Raw genomic sequence first — 19,707 nt, forward strand, 5'->3', positions numbered from 1 at the left:
CTCCAGTTTTAAGAGCGCCTCACCAGGTGCTCTTTTTCTACATAATACTTTTTAACGAAAGAGAAGGATAATTTTTCTTCTGGAGGGTATAAAGGATAGAAATAAATCAAAAGGGGTGAAGTCCATGCAAGTGAAAAAAGCGATCATTCCGGCAGCGGGCCTCGGCACAAGGTTCCTCCCGGCAACGAAGGCGATGCCGAAGGAAATGCTTCCGATTGTAGACACACCGACCATCCAGTACATCGTTGAAGAAGCGATCGAGTCGGGCATCGAAGACATCATCATCGTTACCGGTAAAGGTAAACGTGCCATCGAGGATCATTTCGACCATGCTTTTGAACTTGAAGATAACCTTTATAAAAAAGGAAAGCTCGACCAGCTCGAGAAAGTGAAGCAGTCGGCGAAAGTTGATATTCACTATATTCGTCAAAAGGAGCCTATGGGTCTTGGCCATGCCGTTTGGTGTGCCCGGAAGTTCATCGGGGATGAGCCTTTTGCTGTTTTGCTGGGTGACGATATCGTTCGTTCCGATGAACCATGTCTGAAGCAGATGATGAATCAGTTTGAAGAGACGAACGCTTCCATCATAGGTGTGAAGCAGGTACCTGAAAATCATACGGACCGGTATGGAATCATTGCGCCGAAATCCCACGAAGGGCGTCGCTATGAAGTCGAACATTTCGTTGAAAAGCCACCGGTCGAAGAAGCGCCTTCAAATCTTGCTATTATCGGTCGTTACATTTTTACACCTGCCATCATGAATCTGCTCGAGAACCAGGAAACCGGTCGCGGGGGAGAAGTTCAGCTTACAGACGCTATCGAGCGTTTGAATCGTTCTGAGCCTGTATATGGTTACGAGTTTGAAGGAGAACGTTATGATGTAGGAGACCAGCTTGGTTTTATCGAAACGACAATCGCTTTGGCTCTCGAGCGTGAAGACATGCGTGAGGAAGTTCTGAAAATGATGAAGGATATCGTGAAGAAAGACTCTTCTTTAACGAAGTAGTGCGTTATATTGCTGTCGTTTACAAGCAGGAAACCTGGTGATATACTCCTCTACGGTTGAAGAGAGGAGGAATGAGCATGGTTACCTTAGGTAAATATCGCAGAGAACCGATGCCCGCGCATCTGCGTTTCACGATTGAAATGATTTACGTCGTGCTCGGTTCTCTATTTGTGGCATTGGCCTTTAACTTGTTCCTGTTGCCGAATAATATCGCATCCGGCGGCGTTGCCGGAATCAGTACGATTACGAAAGATGTATTCGGGTGGGAACCTGGAATTGTGCAGTGGATTCTGAATATCGCATTTTTCCTGATGGGGCTGTTTATCCTTGGGAAAAATTTCGGCATCAAATCGCTTGTAGGAACGATGGTACTGCCGTTTTTCGTCCTCATTACGAGTGATATTACCGTTCCGACAAATGATTCTCTTCTTGGTGCAATATTCGGCGGGATGGGTGTCGGTCTCGGACTTGGAATCGTCTTCCGCGGACGTGCGTCGACGGGTGGTGTCGATCTCGGAGCACAGGTGATACATAGGTTCACGAAACTTCCGCTCGGAATCTGTATCGCTATTCTGGATGGAATGATCGTATTCACGTCGGCGATTGTGTTCTCAGTTGAAGAAGGTTTGTATGCACTCATTTCGTTATTCATTACAAGCCGTACGATTGACCTTGTTCAAGTAGGATTCAATACATCGAAGAATGTCATGATCATTTCGAAACGGGAAGAAGAAGTGAGACGAGCACTTCTTGATGATATCGATCGCGGTGTGACGATTTTAAAAGGAGCCGGTGGATATACGGAAGAAGACAGGCCGGTTATCATGTGCGTCGTTCAACAGAATGAATTCACGAAACTGACCCGGACTGTGAAAGAGATCGATCCTGGTGCCTTCATTGTGACGATGAATGCGACGGAAGTTCTCGGGGAAGGTTTCAAAACGTCCTGAAAAGGATATAATACCCATATGAACAGAAGGAGGGATTGCATGAAGTGGAAGTTATTGACGGTTCTCTTCGCGGCAATGCTTGTATTGGCAGCCTGCGGCGGTGGAGGCGGCGATGAAGGTTCATCGGATGACTCCGGCGGAGACACGACCACGGAAGAACAGGAAGGCATGGATGAAGGTAGCGAGGACAGCGGTGGAGAAATGGATTCAGCAGCTGCTGAAGAAGCATTCCAAGCGAACTGTGCAAGCTGTCACGGTGGTGACCTCGGCGGTGGCGTAGGTCCGGCGCTTGATAGCGTAGGAGCAGATTACTCCGAAGACGAGATTATGGATATCATCCAGAACGGAAAAGGCGACATGCCTGCGCAGAATGTAGACGACGAGACGGCTCAACAGGTTGCCGGCTGGTTGGCGCAAATGAAATAATACTTAATGGTTCTCCCCCACACATTTTTAAGTGTGGGGTTTTTTCGTGTTAAATGATAGGAAACGAACGGTTCTGTGATAAACTTGATATATTGTTTATTATTGAGAACAATTGTTTCAAAGCTGAAATACAAATGTAATAATTTGTTGAGCGAAAATGCTCGGATCTGATGTTATAATGATGAAGGACTTTTTGAACGAGAGAAAAAGAGAGAAAAAATACGGGAAAGTCTACAACAACGAAAAGTATAGGTGGTTAACAAATGATAGAAATGCAGGGAGTATACAAGACGTATCCTAACGGCGTCACTGCATTGAACGGCATCGACACCCGTATCGACCAGGGGGAGTTCGTATACATTGTCGGTCCGAGTGGCGCGGGGAAATCGACGTTCACGAAATTGATTTTCCGAGAGGAGAAACCTTCCAAAGGCAGTATTCTCATCAACGATTTCGATTTATCTACGATGAAACAAAGACAGATTCCGAAACTGAGAAGAAATGTCGGCGTCGTTTATCAGGATTTCCGATTACTTCCGAGGCTGACGGTATATGAAAATGTGGCGTTCGCCTTAGAAGTAATCGAGGAGCATCCGTCGAATATCCGGACGCGTGTCATGGACGTGCTAGATCAGGTCAGACTTAAAAATAAAGCGAGATTCATACCGGATGAACTATCAGGAGGAGAACAACAGCGCGTATCGATTGCGAGAGCTATCGCCAATCGTCCGCGCATTTTGATTGCAGATGAACCGACCGGGAACCTTGATCCTGAGACGTCGTGGGAAATCATGCACATATTAGAAGAAATCAATGCGGAAGGAACCACGATTCTGATGGCGACCCATAACCGGGAAATCGTGAATACCGTCCGTCGCCGCGTCATTGCGATCGAAGATGGAATGATCGCCCGTGACGAGAACCGGGGGGATTACGGTTATGAAATTTAGAACACTCGGTCGTCATTTCAAAGAGGGAAGCAAAAGTGTATTCCGGAACGGCTGGATGACCGTGTCTGCCGTCGGGGCAACAACGACGACGCTTTTACTCGTCGGTGTGTTCCTAGCAGTTATGTTGAACTTGAACGAATTTGCAACTTCTGTCGAAGATGATGTGGAAGTTCGCGTCTTCATCGAACGCACAGCGAATGAACAGCAGGTAGACCAGCTCGGGACTGATCTCGAGGCCATCAATAATGTCGCTTCGGTCGAGTATTCCTCGAAAGAAGAGGAGCTCGAGGGACTGGTGGACAGTCTCGGGGATCAGGGACAGGCTTTCGAATTGTTTGAACAGACCAACCCGCTTAATGACGTCTATATCATCGATCCGTCCACGCCGACGGCCGCTGATTCCATCGCGGAAGCATCGAGAAATCTCGATTACGTCTATGACGTCGATTACGGGGAAGAGATTGTACAGCGATTGTTCACATTCAACGAATACGCAAGAACGATCGGGCTTGCTCTGATCGTAGGCCTCGTATTCACAGCCATCTTCCTGATTTCGAATACGGTGCGTATTACGATTTTAGCCAGGAAGAAAGAGATTGAAATTATGAAACTGGTAGGGGCCACCAACGCCTTTATCCGCTGGCCGTTCTTCATTGAAGGAATGCTCCTCGGTCTGTTGGGGTCGATTATCCCGATCGCCGCCCTGGCAGGAGGATATTACTACCTCTATTACTACTTGAGAGATTCCATCAATTTCGAATTCGTTCAGCTATTGCCCTTTCATCCATTCGTCTGGCAGTTGTCCGGACTGATTTTAGCTATAGGCGTGTTCATCGGCATTTGGGGAAGTGTCATGAGCGTACGCAAATTCCTGAAAGTATAAGCCATCTTTAGGGGGAATAAGAGAAATGAGAAAAGGAAGTTCCGCACTACTGACAGCGACGTTATCCGTCGCGCTTATGTTCACGGCTATGCCGGGTACCGCGTTTGCGAATCTCGATAGCGTGAATAATGAAATCAATGACCTTCGCGAAAAGCAGAATAATATCGATGAACGTCAGGGAAATGTATCGGAGAAGAAAGAACAGAAAGAATCCGAGCTTACAGAGAATGAACAGAAGCAATCAGAGACAGAAAAAGCGATCGAAGAGATAGACACGAAACTATCGAACACGCAGGAAAAACTGACGGAGAAAGAACAGCAGATTGCACAGACGAAAGAAGACATTGAAACATTGAAAAAAGAAATCGCTGAGCTTGAAGATAGTATTGCCAAGCGTGAAGAACTGTTGTCTGACCGTCTTCGCGCACTTCAGCAGAATGGTGGCGACGTCAAGTACTTAGAAGTACTGCTCGGATCCCAAAGTTTCGGGGATTTCCTTGAGCGGGCCTCCGCAGTTACGACGATCATGGATCAGGATAAGAATATTCTCGATGTCCATATCGAAGAAAAGAAAATGCTTGAGAATAAGAAGCAGGAATTAGAAGACAAGAAAGCTTCTTTGGAAGATCAGAAGAAGGAGCTTGAACAGCTGAAGGCGGATCTCGACAGCCAGCTGAAAGAGAAAGAAGACTTGATGGCTGAGCTTGAGATCGAACATGAAGAATTGCATGAAACGAAACTTGCTCTCCAGGAAGAAGAAGAGATCCTTCAGAAACAGGAAGCGTCTCTCCAGTCGGCGATTGAAGAAGCGGAAGCACGTGCTGCAGAGATTGAGCGCCAGAAAAGGGAAGCAGAAAGAAAACGAAAAGAGCGCGAAGCCAGAGAACGCAGAGAGGCAGCCGCAGCTGCCGCTGCAGAAGAGAGCTCATCGTCCAACAGTTCATCCAGCTCCGATAGCAGCAGTTCGTCTTCCTCGGCAGGAAGCAGCTCTGCACCGGCAGTTACCGGAAGCAACTTTATCCGACCGGCTGTCGGACCTGTAACATCTGAAATGGGTCCTCGTGGAGGAAGGCAGCACGCTGGTATGGATATCGGCGGCAACGGAGTTCCGATCGTCGCTTCTGCCCCTGGTAAAGTGTTCCGTTCCTACTACTCCAGTACGTACGGAAATGTCGTTATGATCACACACTCTGTCGGTGGTCAGGTGTACACGACCGTGTATGCTCACATGCAGAACAGACAAGTGGGCGAAGGTCAATGGGTGGACCAGGGACAGCAGCTCGGACTTATGGGGAACACCGGACGTTCGACAGGTCCTCACCTGCATTTCGAATTGCACAGAGGCTCCTGGACGCTGGACAAGCGTAATGCAACCAACCCGAGAAACTATATCAATTTCTGATAAATCAATCGATCCTCTTGCGCATAGGCAAGGGGATCTTTTTTTGGAGGATTCTTTATTCGTCATTATAAGGATAGAAAATTGACGCAATATTGAAATAAAACATTGACTTCTTCTCCCCATCCTTTATAATGAACAGTAAGAAGTGTAAATCTATCGTATTGGTCCGAATGACATAAGAGTGACAACTCAGGCAGTCTTATGATTCTCACTTGTTCACCGTATATGAGTCTACTTTTACGCTTCCTCTATGGAGACTTCATATAGTCTCACCCCTTTCACTGCAGGCAATGAAATTTCATATAACATGCTTTACGACAAAGGCAAACCTTGTGAAAGCAAGGGACGCAAAGCCAGGGGCCTAAAGAATATATTCCATGGCAGCCGGTTATCGAATAAAGGTGGTGATAAACAGTGAAACTAACCCTCTTATCTTTAAACACACCAAAAGCAAGTTGCTTCGTTTCATCTGTCTTCAAAACTTATTACGATCCCTGACTGGTAGAATAGATTCACATTGCCTGAAAAATGAATGATAACTCAGTAAAAACGGCTGATAAGTGATCAAAGCTCTACACACTCATTTTTATAGGTGTATGTTCTGTCTCTTATGGCAGCAGCATTTCAAATTGTCCTTAGGAGTAACTTGGACTGAACTCTCCCACTCTAATAAATATCGATCGTATATTGTAATTTGTTTCTTATTTTGAGGTGTAACGATGATACGTTCAAAGGTTGGTTGTAAGTCTCCCATTTTTTTCTGGATAGACATTTATGGAATCGATGGATTTCTGAATGTAAGAACTCTCCCTTAGACCGAATGGTTTTAAGAACTATGTCGAAACGACTTGTAACTATTTCCCGGGAAATAGTTACGAAGCTCTCCCACTCTAATAGATACAAGGCTTGATACTTGCAGAGTCCCTCGGGCCAATGAGAATCAAGACTCTCTCAACCTTTTCAGCACAGCCGCTTCTTACGTGAAAAAATAATATAAAATCCACGTGAAAGCGGAGCAAGGACCAAAAAGAAAATGTTTCTCTGAACACAATAGTCTATGTCAGACAGTACGATGAATATTCGAATGGGTCCGGGCATCCGGGCGGGCTGTGAATAGACAGTGACCCGCTTGGTGGTCGGACCTTTTCCATATCTGATGAAAACGGATATGTTAATGAAGTTCTCTGTCGACGAGCTACACAATGGTGGCATTATGATGAAAGCATTGATGAGGGAGGTGAATGCGGTGGTGAAAAGTATGGTTTCTAAAGGAAAGAACATCGAAGAGGCCATTGAGTCGGCTTTATCCGTCATGGGCAAGGATCGGGCTCAAGTAGAGATAGAAGTGATCGATTCCGGGAAGAAACGTGCACTCTGGTCGAAGCCCGCTGTCGTCAAGGTGACTTACACCCGGGATAAGACGAATACAATCACAGCAACCGAAGAGTCCTGGCTTGATGATATAGAGCAGGTCCTTTATGAGGATGCTACCTCTTCCCTTTCTTCGGCTCCAGTAAAAAAGGAGGCGAAAAGTGAAGTGTGGATCGAGAATGGGAAAGTCCGCTATCATCATTACGATGAGAAAGATTACCCTACGATTACCCCCAGGAAGGAAGTGACTCTTCTGAAAAATGGGGAAGAAACCAAGACCACCGCCATTATCGAATCCGGAGATGTGTTGACCCTGCTTACAGACCAGGAACGGGAAGAGACGGTATGGAAAATGCACATGGATCAAAAGAAAATGGAGGCAACCGTTAAACTAGAAGTAGGGAAAGTGAAGAAGTACGAAATCGTGGATCAGAAGCCTACTCGTAATTTGGAAGTGAAAGTGAAAGAAGTGGAAGTTCCAGAGAACACTCTGAAGAAGAAGGATGTGTACCAGTGGCTGGAAGATTACGGGGTTACGGAAGGGGTGAACCATAATGCGATCGAAGAAGCCGTTTTCGCGGAAGAATCAGATGTCTTCAAGGTCGCACAAGGACAATCCCCCATCCCCGGTACGAACGGGGATGTAGAATTTTACATAGATACGACGTCTGAAAAAGTGGAATACAAAGAGCTTGATGACGGAACGGTGGATTTCAAGAACGCCCGTCAGTTTTCCAATGTGTCGCGCGGAGAAGTGCTGGGAAAAGTGATCGCTGCCGTTCCGGGGACTCCGGGGGTAGACCTTCAGGGGGAAGAGGTGCCACCTCCTCCGGTTCATGACGTAAAGCTTCGCCTTGATAAAAGTGTCCATCTGATAGAACCGGATCAGCTCGTATCCCTCTCCGAAGGCCGACTTGATGTGGAAAGACGAGGCGTTCTTTGCAGAGTGAAAGTTGTTCCGAAGCTTTATGTGAATCGTGATGTGGACGTAAAGTACGGAAATGTCGATTATTATGGAGATGTGGAAGTCAACGGAAGTATCCGTGAGTTCATGGAAGTGAAAGCCAAGGGGGAAGTCCAGGTGCAGGGCTCGATTCATTTTTCCAAAGTGGAGTCAGCGAGATCTATTTATGCGAGGAGAAATGTGATCCAGAGCAACCTGAGCGCCGGTGATCGTACGTTTATCGTCCAGGAGATCACGGATGACTTGAATACTGTATTATCAGGGATCAAGAAATGTGTGAATGCTGCAGAACAGCTGATGGGCGTATCTTCCTTCTCCAATAAGGATATCTCCAAAAAGGGCCTCAGCTCTTTACTCAGACTTCTGATGGAAAAGAAGCTTGCCTGGGTACGTAAAGCGATGAAACGTTACGTGTCAAAGGTGAAAAACCACAAGGAGTCTCTCGAAGAAGAGTGGATCTTTATACAGGAGCGACTTGAAAAAGGCTTTCTCCTGTATCATCCGGAGGCCTTTCAGACAGTGAAGGCGATCCACGAGTTTGAAATATATATAGCTGAATGGCTTCAGGCGATGGAGGGGGAAGTGACTGAAAGTGAAGTGGAAGTCGTGCTTCCGTATTCTCTTGAGAGCCAGATTTATTCAAGTGGGAATATATTCATAAAAGGGCCCGGATGTTATAATTCGAAGCTTCATGCCGCACAGAGAATCGATATTACAGGGGTAGTCCGGGGTGGGTACTTATTCGCTTCAGAGGAAGTGCATGCCTCAGAAACCGGAATCGAAGGTGGAGGAGTACGGGCTATCGTCGGTACTTCCAAGGAGGGAGTCGTAAAGCTTGATACCGTTCACGAAGATACCATCGTACTGGTCGGAAATAGAAGGCATGTTTTTTTGAAAACTGCTCATAACGTTCAGGCACGATTGGACGAAGACGAAGAATTAGTCTTGTTTTGAGGGGGAAAAGAATGATAGACATCACCCAGTATACAGTAGATAATGAGTGGATGTTGATGATGAGAGGTTCCATCGATATTGAGACGGTCGATGAACTTCGTAAAATTACACTGCTTTCATCTGTAAAGAGAGTGCATATAGATTTTGAAGAAGTGGAATTCATGGATTCAACGGGAATCGGTTGGCTTCTTCATTTTGTCAGAGAGCTTCAGAAACACTATGAAAGAGTCCGTATCGTTCATCCATCGGAGGATATAAGGGAAATGTTTGATGTTGTAGAATTTGCCGAGATTGTCGGCGAAGAAGTGATCGCTTGAAAAATATGGTCTGAGTGCAGAAATTCCAGCATTCAGGCCATAATTTTGTAGGTTCATTGAGTTATGGGGGGGTTGGAGAAGGAGTACAATAAAATGTTTTATAAAAATAAGTATGCTTTATCTTTAAGCATGCCTTTTGGTAAACTACCTGTTATCTGAAGTTATCCGGTAATGATTTTATGTACGTAGGCTAAAGTGTAGCATGATCAATTCTGATCTTTGTGAATAGGCGATCCCACTTTTCTCTAGATGTCCAGTTGCCTGACCCAGAAACCCGAGCCATAAGCATCCCGGTCAGAAAAAAAGAAATAGCGATTTTTGTCTGACCGGGATGCTTATGACTGAAGTTTCTAAACTGGGCGATTCCACTTTTCTCTCGAGCATTTTTACAATTATGTGTTAAGATAAGGAAAGCATCTAAGTTTGAAGAGAAAGGTGACATCGCTATGAATTGGAAAGGTCGTCACGTGATTGTACTGGTGCTCGTAGCGCTTCTCGTCGGGGCTGGCGGTTCTTATGCCGGCATGCAGTGGTTCGGACCCGGAGATACAGCGACTTCCACGAGTAACTCTGCCTCCTCCGAAGAAGGCAATTTCGGAGATTTATCAGAAGAAGAACAGAAGTCGTTCCTTGAGAGTGTGCAAGGTTCGTCCAATTTGAAGAAGGTGGAACAGGCTTATTCCATCATCAGTGACAGATATGTCGAGGATGTAGAGAAGAGTGAACTGGTCGAAGGGGCGATCGAGGGTATGGTCGAAAAGCTCGAAGACCCTTATAGTACCTACATGGACCAGGAAACGATGAGTCAGTTCAATCAGTCTATCGAATCGTCGTTCCAGGGAATCGGAGCGGAAGTGAGTATGGTTGATGACACAGTGACGATCGTTGCCCCTATCAAAGGCGCTCCTGCAGAAGAAGCAGGGTTGAAGCCGAATGATCAGGTGATGAAGATTGACGGAGAATCGACGGAAGGACTCGATCTTCAGGAAGCCGTCAATAAGATCAGAGGCGAAAAGGGTACGGACGTAACGCTTACCGTAGAACGTCCCGGAGCCCCGGATTTGATCGACATTACGATTACGAGGGATGAGATTCCTAAGAAATCCGTATACAAAGATACAAAAGAAGTGGATGGCAAGAAAGTAGGAGTTCTTGAAATCACCTCTTTCTCTGAAGAAACTTCGAAAGAGTTCGACAAGGCGTTGACGGAGCTTGAGAATGAAGGGATGGAAGGGCTGGTCATCGATGTCCGCGGAAACCCGGGCGGATTGTTCACTGATGTCCAGGATATTCTGAAAACCCTTCTGCCTGGTGATAAACCGATTGTTCAAATCGAAAACCGGGCCGGAGAAGTTTCCAAAGAGTTCTCAGAACGGGAAACGGGCAAGGAGTATCCGATTTCCGTGCTGATCGATGAAGGGAGTGCTTCCGCTTCCGAGATTCTGGCAGCAGCGATGAAAGAGATCGGAAACCACCCTATCGTCGGGGAAAAGAGCTTTGGAAAAGGTACGGTCCAGCAGGCAGTACCGATGGGAGATGGAAGCACCTTGAAGCTCACCATGTTCAAATGGCTGACCCCTGAAGGGAACTGGATTCATGAAAAAGGTGTAAGTCCGACGGTAGAAGTGAAGCAGCCTGAATTCTTCTACACTCACCCGATTACCGTGGAGGATACTTTCGGAGTCGGAGCATCCGGCGATCACGTGAAGAACGCTCAGCAAATGCTCGCGGGTCTCGGCTACGACCAGACAGAAACCGATGGATCCTTCGGGGACGGAACGGAAGCAGCTGTAGAATCATTCCAGCGTGCCAACGGTCTTAGTGTAACCGGAGAAATCAATGAGAAGACCGGAGGAGCTCTGGAAGAAAAGGTTGTCGAAGAAGTGCAGAAAGAAGAGAATGATAAACAGATGCAAAAAGCTGTGGATGTCTTGTTCTCTTCCTGAGCAGGAATAGAGAGAATTCTGCCGAATATATTCCGTAGTCTCTATGACTACGGAATTTTTTCTACATAAGAAAAGATAGATGGAAAGGGGTAGCTCAGGAATGATAGGTGAAGGGATGATGGCATTTTCGAGATTGTTTATGCAGCCACTATGGTATATGGTGATTGCATTTTCCCTGGTCCTCACGGTGTGGCGGATCAAAAAAGAAAGACAGATGTTCGGCGTACGCATCCATCCGGTACTGGCGGAGTGGACCCAGACGAAAGCTTCGATTCTTTACAGTCTTCTCCTAAGCTTACTGTTCATTCTTATAGGGGTGGAAGTGTCCCTTGCTTTTTCCTTTGTCCTCGCCGGAGTTGCACTCATCCTCACGCTGACAGGCGGCTTTCGCTGGTATTCGTTCATTTACATAGGAGGAGTGGCACTGGTCGCGGCTCTGCTTCTGAATCAGTTCTCTTCATGGACGGTTCCTGTTTCCGTTACAGGGGTTGCCGTTCTATTAACAGGAGTGGCTTTGTTCGAGGCCCGTCATTTGAAGCAGCTGACGATGAACGATACGTTTCCGGAGCGTATGAAAGGGCCGAGGGGGAAGGATATCGGTCAGCACCGGGTGCGACGGTTGCAATGGTTGCCTGTCGTTACTCTCTTCCCGACTGGTGGGCTGCCTGAATTTTTCTACTTTCCTCTTCTTGAGACGGGAGATGGATATGGACTGATCATTCTTCCTTTATTCAGCGTTTACGAGTGGACGGCACGTGCTGAACTTCCTTCTGTAACTGCTGAAAAACTGTCGATAGGCATGAGAAATCTCGGTGTTTTGGCGATGCTGCTTGTCGCTGTGAGCTATTGGGTGCCATCCGTAGCTTTTGCTGCTATCGGTGTTCTGGTGCTTGGTCGTCTGCTGTTGTTTTTCAAAGAGAACAAGACACATATGTCCCTGTTTCACGATAGTACGCATGGCTTGCGGGTGCTGGCTGTCGTACCGGGAAGTCCTGCCGCCAAGCTTGGAATCGAAGCGGGAGAAATCATTCATAAGGTGAACGGAGTACAAGTCAATTCCGAAAAACAGATGTATGAACAGCTTCATTTCCGCGGAGCGTTCACGAAGCTTGAGATAAAAGATCGTCAGGGGGAAATCCGACATGCCGGACGTGCTTTATATGAATCGGATCACCACGAGCTAGGGCTGATTTTCGTCCGCTCCAATCACGAGTGGGAAGAGGATATCGGTTTTTCGGTCGAATGAAAACGATTCTCAAAATCATTGACAAGGCAAGGTTGAGCGATTAAAATCTATAGTGAAGAATAAAAAGTGCGTAGTTGTCAGAATTTTTTAACGTAACCCGCGATTATAAGGGAGAGATACAGCCTATGGATACATTGCAGGCCAACAATTTGACGCTGGGATACGGTGATTCGATTATCATCGATTCTCTTGATATAGAGATTCCTAAAGGGGAAATCACTGTTCTGATCGGAAGTAACGGCTGCGGGAAATCCACCCTGCTCCGCTCGCTTGCCCGCCTTCTGAAACCGAAAGAAGGTCAGGTGATTCTTGATAACAAAGATATCTCCGGGATGAAAACGAAAGACGTGGCTAAGAAAATGGCGATTCTTCCGCAAAGTCCATCGACGCCTGAAGGACTTACGGTGTACCAGCTCGTGAAGCAGGGAAGGTACCCATACCAGAGCTTCACAAAGCGCTGGTCTGAACAGGATGAAACGGCTGTAAATAAAGCACTCACGGATACCAACCTGGAAGAGTTGAAAGATCGTACCGTCGATTCCTTGTCAGGCGGGCAACGCCAGCGTGCCTGGATTGCCATGACGCTTGCTCAGGATACGGATACGCTTTTGCTGGATGAGCCTACGACATATTTGGACATGACTCACCAAATTGAAGTGCTGGACCTGCTTTTCGATCTGAACCAGGACTATAACCGTACTATTGTGATGGTGCTGCATGATATCAATCTTGCCTGCCGCTATGCCGATCATATAGTCGCTGTTCGGGACCAGACCGTTTATACCCAGGGAAAACCGGAAGAGGTCGTCTCCTGTGAAATGATGCATAACGTGTTCGATATGATGTGTGATGTACGGGAAGATCCGCTATTCGGTACACCGATGTGTATTCCACACGGCAAAGGTCGCTGTCTGATCAAGCAGGCACAGGCGGAAGCCAGGCAACAACAAATCCACTCGGTGACGTAAGATACCTCGATTTAGAGGTATCTTTTTTATTGGTAAGAAATCCGTTATAATAGGAGTGAAATATACACAGGTGTCTATATAGGCGTGCGATACGTCGGAATAGGAGTTTGAGTAGCGATGAGTAAAAATAGGACTGATCCTCTGTCTTTATTTCCGGATGATTTACTTTCGAACGAAGAGATGCTTGGTCTGGTATTAGAACAGGTATCCGACCTCGTATTCATCATGAGGGTGAAGGACGAGACATTCTTCTACACCTACATGAATGGTGCTGCGGAGCGTTATCATAATGTTACAAGAGAAGAGATGGAAGGGAAATCCATCAGGAAACTTGTGGGTAGAATCGCGGCTGCCGATATAGAAGAGAAATATAGACATGTCGTTCATTATAAAGAAGCTTATACATACGAAGACGTAGTCTTGCATAAGGGAGATTATTTTTATGGGGAAACGGTTCTTACCCCTTTGTTTGATGAAGCGGGTACCGTCACCCATGTGTTGGCGATTACGAAGGATGAAACGGAGGTCGTCGTAAAAGAGGAAGATCTTCTTGATGTAAGTGCGACTTATCGTTCGCTTCTCCGTAATACACCGGATGCTGTACTTATCACTTCAACAGATGGTGAAATCATCGAGGTGAACGGAGCGTTTGAAGAACTCTACGGGTATACTGTGGAAGAACTGTCATCCGACAATTATAAATTCGTTCCCGAGGGAAGAAAGGCCGAGACCCTTCATCTTCTGAAGGAAGCTGCAGCGGGGAATACGATTTCCGGGTTCGAAACTGTCCGTTGTCACAAAGAGGGTCGGGAAATTGATGTGTCCATTACGATGGCTCCTGTTCTGAACCGGCGCGAGGAAATCAGTGCGGTCAGCTTTATGGTCCGCGATATTTCGGAACGGGTCGAGGCGGCGAAGCGTATCCATCAAAGCGAAGAGAAATTCCAGGTAATCGCCGATCATTCCCACGACCTGATCACCGTATTCAATGAGAAAGCGAGGGTCATCTACAGTTCTCCTTCGCACATGGAATGGCTCGGATACAATGTTGAAGGGTGGACGGCCGAGGAAGTGACCTCCTATATCCATCCGGACGACCGGGATATGGCGCTACGGACGTTTCTCCGATCCCGACAGTTCGAGGATTCGTTTCAGTTCCGGATACGCCTGCTGATGCAGTCAGGGCTGTGGCGCTGGTTTGAATGTCGTGGATATCCGGTGCCATCCGGGAAATTCAAAGCACATTTCGTTCTGATTTCTAGAGACGTAACGTCTGAGGTGGACTATGTCGAGAAATTGAAAGAGTACGCTTATTACGATCATCTTACGGAACTTCCGAACCGCAGGCTGTTCGAGGATAGCATCGTTCAGGCGATGGATCATGCTGATAGTGTAGATGGGTCCTTCGCAATCCTTTACATGGACGGTGATGGATTCAAAGAAGTGAATGACCTTTATGGTCACGAGGTGGGAGACAAGTTTCTGAAGCAAATCGGAGTGAGGCTGAAACGAGTGATTCGCGACCGTGATTCGGTCGGACGGCTCGGCGGTGATGAATTCGCGGTTATGGTGAAAAATCTTTCCACCGAAGAAGCGGCTATGAACGTTGCTGCCCGGATCCAAAAGCACATGGGTGTGCCCTATGACATAGAAGGACACCGTATCATTTCTTCGTTTTCCATAGGTGTCTCTTTTTATCCTTCCCAGGCCCGTACCGTATCAGAGCTATTGAGAAAAGCGGATGAAGCGCTGTACAGAAGTAAGCAACAGGGGATCGGTCTTGTAGCTTTTGCAGAGCCGGAGGAGTCCTTTTAGCCGTGATGAGGAAAAGGATTTCAAAAAAAATTCATAATTAAATTGTACAGGGCTGATATCGAACCTGAGTGTTTCGTGGTATGATAAAGATTGGATTCTTTTTGGAAAGTGTTACAGATAAGGAAGGGTACTGATGAAGAAATTTTCTATATTTACAGTGGTCGTGACGTTTGTATCCCTGATTCTCGGGAATCTCGTCGTCGCCACGAACTCAGGGGACGCATGTGGGACTTCCTGGCCTTTTTGTAACGGACAGGTGATCCCGGACTTTACGGATTATCACGTCCTTGTCGAATACTCCCATCGCCTGTTCATCCCGCTTCTGGCTGTCGTCACGTTCATCAACGCAGTAGGAGCTATATATTTCTATAAAAGAAAGCGTTCGGTACTCACGTTTGCAGCACTTAGTCTGATTCTTCTCGTTGTCCAGTCTCTGATCGGCGGGTTCAACGTCTTGCTAGGTACACCTCCCGGGTTTACCACGCTTGATGTCACGTTCAGTCAATTGTTGTTGCTGAATAACGTCTTGCTGAGTTACAGCTTGCATGAAAATCCTGTCGCTTTAGAGAAAAAACATCAGGGAACAGTGAAGATGAGTTATCGTGCCTTTGTTCTCGGATTTATGTTTTACATAGCCCAGGTCGTTTTCGGAGCCTTCTTCAAACATAGCCGGGCAAGTAATGTCATGCTTGATGTCGGAGCAGAGGAATATCTGATCGAATCAGAGGCGCTCGCTAACACCTTGTTTTCCCTGCACTGGGTAGCTACAGTGATCATTCTGGTCAGTGCGATCTGGTTCATCATTTACGCATCGAAATTTCGTTATCATATCTTTTTATCCTGGCTATACTTTTTGACGATTCTTTTGAACGGAGCGGTAGGAATCGTTATCGTTGTAACTGGAAATCTCGTACTGGCGTCTTCGATTCACATGATACTCTCGACCCTGACCACGATGATCGGGGGAGCGGTGCTCGGCGGGTATTGGTTCAAGTTGAAACAGCGCGCATTTTAAAGAAGAAAGCGACTTTGCCGGTGGGCAGAGTCGCTTTCTTTAGTTGTGGGACGGGTGCTATGAGGTGATTTTTCGAAGGCTGTGGGCGAATAGTGTCTTATACATTTTTTAATGAGGCGGTTTGGAGAGCAGGTTCTTGATAAATGTAGGAAATGAAAAAATATGAGGCACTTTCTCGTCCTTGTGACTAGAAAGTGCCTCATAAGTTATATTAGGGAAAAGGGAGCAAGCAGCCTTTTCCACTTTTGAATGTGATCTATCTAATTCAATTGAAAAAGCTCTTTGATGTCATCTTCACTGAGCGATTGAAGCATAGATTCACCCGGCTGTATGATCTGATCGACGAGGTCGCGTTTTTTCTGCTGCAGCTCGTAGATCCGTTCTTCAATAGTACCTTCTGAGATCATACGCACGACTTGGACGCTCCGTTTTTGTCCGATTCGGTGCGCCCGCCCGGCTGCCTGTTCCTCGACGGCGGGATTCCACCATAAGTCGTACAGAATGACGGTGTCCGCTCCAGTCAGATTCAGTCCGGTTCCTCCCGCTTTCAGAGAAATGAGGAAAATATCCTTCTCTCCACTGTTGAATCGCTCCACGTACTTCATCCGGTCTTCACTTTTCGTACTTCCATCCAGATAAAAACAGTTATACCCGAGAGCGGTCAGTTCTTCATGCAGCATCGTCAGCATACTCGAGAACTGGGAGAAGAGGAGCACCCGATGGTTGTTCTGTTTCAGTTCATCAAGCAATTCCTTCAGTTGATCAAGCTTGCCGGATGTTCCTTCATAGTTCTCAAGGAAAAGAGAAGGGTGGCAACAGATTTGTCGCAAGCGTGTGAGTCCTGCCAATATCTCGATTTTCCCTTTCTTCAATCCTTTCGTCTGGATCGTCTCCTGGACATCTTTCTGGATCCGTTCCAAGTAAGCGAGGTATACTTCTTTCTGATTTCTCGTAAGTTCTGAATACTGGACACTTTCGATCTTGTCCGGCAAGTCGTCGAGTACTTCCGTCTTCATCCGTCGCAGGATGAACGGGCGGGTCATACGTGAAATCTGTTCGTGAGATAGCTGAAGGAATTCTTTCTTATTCTGATAGAATCCCGGCATGATCGTCTGGAAAATAGCCCATAGTTCGGTCAGCGCGTTTTCGATAGGCGTGCCGCTCAGTGCGAACTTATGCTTCGCCTTGATCTGTCTCGTCGATTTCGATACTTTCGTCGTTTCGTTCTTGATGGCCTGTGCTTCATCGAGAATGAAGGCGTGGAATTTATCTTCTTCGTAAGCTTCTTCGTCCCGGCGAAGCAGTGGATAAGAAGTGACCCAAATATCCGCATCCGACTTCTCGCGTTTCGAGTCGCGTTCCTGTTTCGTTCCGGAAATCACTTCGACACTTAACCCGGGAGCGAATGTTTCGATCTCTTTTTTCCAATTGAAGACGAGTGACGCCGGTGCTACGATCAGAGATCGCGGTAGATCGTTCTTCTCTTCGAATTCCGATAACAGAAAGGCGATTGTCTGGATCGTTTTCCCGAGTCCCATATCATCCGCTAAAATTCCTCCGAGTGAATACGTAGCCAACGTCTTCATCCAGCGGAAGCCGGTCAATTGATAAGGGCGCAGGTCGGCATTGAGCCCTGAAGGAAGCTCGTGCTCACTCACTTCCGGATTCTTCAGGTGAGTGATGAGCGTCTGGAACCGCTGCTTCCGTTCTTCTTCGTTCACTTCAAGCACTTCATCCACCTGCATACTTCGCATCTGAGAGACCGAGAGGGTAGCGTCATCGATGGACTTTACATCGAGTTCATCCGTCAATTCACGGAAACGGTCGAAAGAGTCATTCTGCAAAGAAAGCAGGGTACCGTCGGTCAGGCGGTAATATTTCTTCCTTTCCATCGCTGCCTGCATGACCTGTACGATATCCTCTTCTCCGATGCCGTCGATTTCAAAGGAGATATCGAGCCAGTCCGTAGATTCGTTTACATCAATCGTCGGTTTCAGTTCCGGCGAAGTCTGAAGCAGATTTCTCATGCTAGAAGATAAATAGACATCGGCGATTTGTTGCAGCCGGAGAAGCGTCGATCGTACGAAGACATCGATTTTATCTTCGTCATCGAGGTAGATCGCGGCGCCATCGAATTTGAAATCCGCCTGTTCAATCAACTGCATGATGGTATCTTCTTTGGTATAGTCCCTTTTGATGATCATCCCTGGAGAGGACTGCTTCCGGAACGGGTCGACCGTATGATCGCCGTAGTGGAACTTGAGATCGAGCGTCAGTGCCCAGTCCTGATGATCGATGGAAATGACACTCACAAGCGGTTCGTCGATGATCGCTTTCGTTACTTCCTCGCTGTAGTGGACGTCCCCTGCTTCTTCTAGCGTCGGCAATACGTGAGACACAACAGCCTCCATATCAGAAGTCGGGATGTATTGTGGATCAGACGTTTCAAAGGGAATCGCCTGCTTCCATTTTCGTACGACTTCGAGCTGGTCTTCCTTCAGAGCATAAAGTGTATTTTCATCCTGCAACAGCTGGTAGTCTTTCAAATAACGGTATTTCTCCAACTCCCGGAAAGACAGCTGGAAAGCCCCTTTGTTACGATTGACCTCAAAGGACAACGAAGGAAGCTCGGAATAGGAAAGGGGTCCGATCGCCTGCTTCCATTCGAGCACTTCCGTTTTCTGTTCATCAAGCAACCCGAGCAACTGATAAGCGTGCGCCGGAGGAACGGGGAGGTACCTGCGTTCTCTTGGCATGGAAAACTGATCTCCGAAAAAGCTCTCTTCCTGACTGATGAGCGCCAACAGTTCGATGATCTGTTCATCCGTTTCCGTAAGGGTATGTACGGATGGGTCATAAGAAAACTTCTTCGTAATCGGAAGTTGCTTTCCTTCCTTGAGGTGATGGACACATGTTCTGATATCCTTGATGACGTAAGGGGAATATTCCCCCATCTTGAATTCCAGACTGATATCACGTGGCGATACGTGCAAATAATAATGGAAGAGAAGAGACGTTTTCTGTTCCGGGAGGACGGTCTCATTACGGAACGCATCAGTAAGATGTTGAGCATAGCTGAGCGTTGCCCGTTTCTCTGTGTTGCGATCGGCAATCACCGGAGAGAGGCTGTCGAGCCATTCGTCCCGGATAGCGAGAAGGACAGCCGCGATATGCTTACACGTATAGTACGTTTCATAGGCTTTACATTCACAGGTACTGTCGAAATCCCCTTCATCAAAAAAGAAGACGCGTACTTCGTAATCATCGGTACCCGTCACCACGGCCCGCCAGGACTGGATGGCTTCATTATAGGAAAGTCCGTACACCTTGCCCCGCTCGAAATACGTCTTTCCCCGGTTGAAAAAGGCCTCTCCTGTGCGTTGTTTGATTTTGTTCGGTTGTAGTAGATTCGCTTGCATCACTGGCATCCTAACTGTTTCGTTTTTTTCCATTATAACAATTATTCACGTTTTGTGCTGTGCTATACTTAAGGT

Annotated in this window: 14 protein-coding genes and 1 riboswitch; of the genes, 13 read left to right on the plus strand and 1 reads right to left on the minus strand. The window is 46.9% G+C overall.

The window, feature by feature from the left end; genetic code table 11:
* The first annotated feature begins 124 nt into the window (after window positions 1-124).
* The 13 genes from galU (at window position 125) to BLQ44_RS12280 (ending at window position 16,213) form a co-directional block, all read left to right on the plus strand.
* Window positions 125-1,006: a UTP--glucose-1-phosphate uridylyltransferase GalU gene (galU, locus tag BLQ44_RS12220; RefSeq protein ID WP_093194189.1), complete on the plus strand. Its 882-nt coding sequence runs from the start codon at window positions 125-127 to the stop codon at window positions 1,004-1,006.
* A 77-nt stretch (window positions 1,007-1,083) separates the two neighbouring features.
* Window positions 1,084-1,956 carry a YitT family protein gene (locus BLQ44_RS12225; RefSeq protein WP_093194190.1) on the plus strand — a complete coding sequence of 291 codons (873 nt, stop codon included), beginning with the start codon at window positions 1,084-1,086 and terminating at the stop codon, window positions 1,954-1,956.
* 39 nt (window positions 1,957-1,995) lie between these two features.
* Window positions 1,996-2,382: a cytochrome c551 gene (gene cccB, locus BLQ44_RS12230; protein ID WP_093194191.1), complete on the plus strand. Its 387-nt coding sequence runs from the start codon at window positions 1,996-1,998 to the stop codon at window positions 2,380-2,382.
* Window positions 2,383-2,645: 263 nt separating this feature from the next.
* Window positions 2,646-3,332: a cell division ATP-binding protein FtsE gene (gene ftsE, locus BLQ44_RS12235; RefSeq protein ID WP_093194192.1), complete on the plus strand. Its 687-nt coding sequence runs from the start codon at window positions 2,646-2,648 to the stop codon at window positions 3,330-3,332.
* Complete coding sequence (ftsX, locus tag BLQ44_RS12240) at window positions 3,322-4,215, plus strand: permease-like cell division protein FtsX (RefSeq protein ID WP_093194193.1); 894 nt, start codon at window positions 3,322-3,324, stop codon at window positions 4,213-4,215. The genes ftsE and ftsX overlap by 11 nt, the downstream gene beginning before the upstream one ends.
* A 25-nt stretch (window positions 4,216-4,240) precedes the next feature.
* On the plus strand, window positions 4,241-5,617 hold the full coding sequence (locus tag BLQ44_RS16805; RefSeq protein ID WP_093194194.1) for a murein hydrolase activator EnvC family protein: 1,377 nt from the start codon (window positions 4,241-4,243) through the stop codon (window positions 5,615-5,617).
* 312 nt (window positions 5,618-5,929) lie between these two features.
* Window positions 5,930-6,013, plus strand: a riboswitch (cyclic di-GMP riboswitch).
* A gap of 820 nt (window positions 6,014-6,833) precedes the next feature.
* Window positions 6,834-8,906, plus strand: a complete 2,073-nt coding sequence (locus BLQ44_RS12250; RefSeq protein WP_176757513.1) for a FapA family protein — start codon at window positions 6,834-6,836, stop codon at window positions 8,904-8,906.
* Window positions 8,907-8,917: 11 nt separating this feature from the next.
* Entirely contained in the window at window positions 8,918-9,223 is a 306-nt protein-coding gene (locus tag BLQ44_RS12255) for an STAS domain-containing protein (protein ID WP_093194196.1), read from the plus strand.
* Between the two features lie 446 nt (window positions 9,224-9,669).
* Window positions 9,670-11,169, plus strand: coding sequence for a S41 family peptidase (locus tag BLQ44_RS12260; protein ID WP_093194197.1), 1,500 nt, complete (start codon window positions 9,670-9,672; stop codon window positions 11,167-11,169).
* A 100-nt stretch (window positions 11,170-11,269) separates the two neighbouring features.
* Entirely contained in the window at window positions 11,270-12,415 is a 1,146-nt protein-coding gene (locus tag BLQ44_RS12265; protein WP_176757514.1) for a PDZ domain-containing protein, read from the plus strand.
* Between the two features lie 125 nt (window positions 12,416-12,540).
* Complete coding sequence (locus BLQ44_RS12270) at window positions 12,541-13,383, plus strand: ABC transporter ATP-binding protein (protein ID WP_093194199.1); 843 nt, start codon at window positions 12,541-12,543, stop codon at window positions 13,381-13,383.
* Window positions 13,384-13,500: 117 nt separating this feature from the next.
* Complete coding sequence (locus BLQ44_RS12275) at window positions 13,501-15,198, plus strand: sensor domain-containing protein (RefSeq protein WP_093194200.1); 1,698 nt, start codon at window positions 13,501-13,503, stop codon at window positions 15,196-15,198.
* Between the two features lie 133 nt (window positions 15,199-15,331).
* Window positions 15,332-16,213 carry a COX15/CtaA family protein gene (locus BLQ44_RS12280; RefSeq protein WP_093194201.1) on the plus strand — a complete coding sequence of 294 codons (882 nt, stop codon included), beginning with the start codon at window positions 15,332-15,334 and terminating at the stop codon, window positions 16,211-16,213.
* Between the two features lie 260 nt (window positions 16,214-16,473).
* On the opposite strand, the gene BLQ44_RS12285 is transcribed toward BLQ44_RS12280, so the two are convergent.
* Window positions 16,474-19,632, minus strand: coding sequence for a DEAD/DEAH box helicase (locus tag BLQ44_RS12285; protein ID WP_093194202.1), 3,159 nt, complete (start codon window positions 19,630-19,632; stop codon window positions 16,474-16,476).
* Window positions 19,633-19,707 lie beyond the last annotated feature (75 nt).

The organism is Salimicrobium halophilum, from assembly GCF_900100295.1.
Classification (GTDB): domain Bacteria; phylum Bacillota; class Bacilli; order Bacillales; family Halobacillaceae; genus Salimicrobium; species Salimicrobium halophilum.

What these genes read in the sequence shown, in the direction of transcription:
- BLQ44_RS12280 (WP_093194201.1), top strand. Translation starts at nt 15,332, where the DNA reads ATGAAGAAATTTTCTATATTTACAGTGGTCGTGACGTTTGTATCCCTG.
- BLQ44_RS12260 (WP_093194197.1), top strand. Translation starts at nt 9,670, where the DNA reads ATGAATTGGAAAGGTCGTCACGTGATTGTACTGGTGCTCGTAGCGCTT.
- BLQ44_RS12250 (WP_176757513.1), top strand. Translation starts at nt 6,834, where the DNA reads ATGAAAGCATTGATGAGGGAGGTGAATGCGGTGGTGAAAAGTATGGTT.
- BLQ44_RS12255 (WP_093194196.1), top strand. Translation starts at nt 8,918, where the DNA reads ATGATAGACATCACCCAGTATACAGTAGATAATGAGTGGATGTTGATG.
- BLQ44_RS16805 (WP_093194194.1), top strand. Translation starts at nt 4,241, where the DNA reads ATGAGAAAAGGAAGTTCCGCACTACTGACAGCGACGTTATCCGTCGCG.
- cccB (WP_093194191.1), top strand. Translation starts at nt 1,996, where the DNA reads ATGAAGTGGAAGTTATTGACGGTTCTCTTCGCGGCAATGCTTGTATTG.
- galU (WP_093194189.1), top strand. Translation starts at nt 125, where the DNA reads ATGCAAGTGAAAAAAGCGATCATTCCGGCAGCGGGCCTCGGCACAAGG.
- ftsX (WP_093194193.1), top strand. Translation starts at nt 3,322, where the DNA reads ATGAAATTTAGAACACTCGGTCGTCATTTCAAAGAGGGAAGCAAAAGT.
- BLQ44_RS12225 (WP_093194190.1), top strand. Translation starts at nt 1,084, where the DNA reads ATGGTTACCTTAGGTAAATATCGCAGAGAACCGATGCCCGCGCATCTG.
- BLQ44_RS12285 (WP_093194202.1), bottom strand. Translation starts at nt 19,632, where the DNA reads ATGCAAGCGAATCTACTACAACCGAACAAAATCAAACAACGCACAGGA.
- ftsE (WP_093194192.1), top strand. Translation starts at nt 2,646, where the DNA reads ATGATAGAAATGCAGGGAGTATACAAGACGTATCCTAACGGCGTCACT.
- BLQ44_RS12270 (WP_093194199.1), top strand. Translation starts at nt 12,541, where the DNA reads ATGGATACATTGCAGGCCAACAATTTGACGCTGGGATACGGTGATTCG.
- BLQ44_RS12265 (WP_176757514.1), top strand. Translation starts at nt 11,270, where the DNA reads ATGATAGGTGAAGGGATGATGGCATTTTCGAGATTGTTTATGCAGCCA.
- BLQ44_RS12275 (WP_093194200.1), top strand. Translation starts at nt 13,501, where the DNA reads ATGAGTAAAAATAGGACTGATCCTCTGTCTTTATTTCCGGATGATTTA.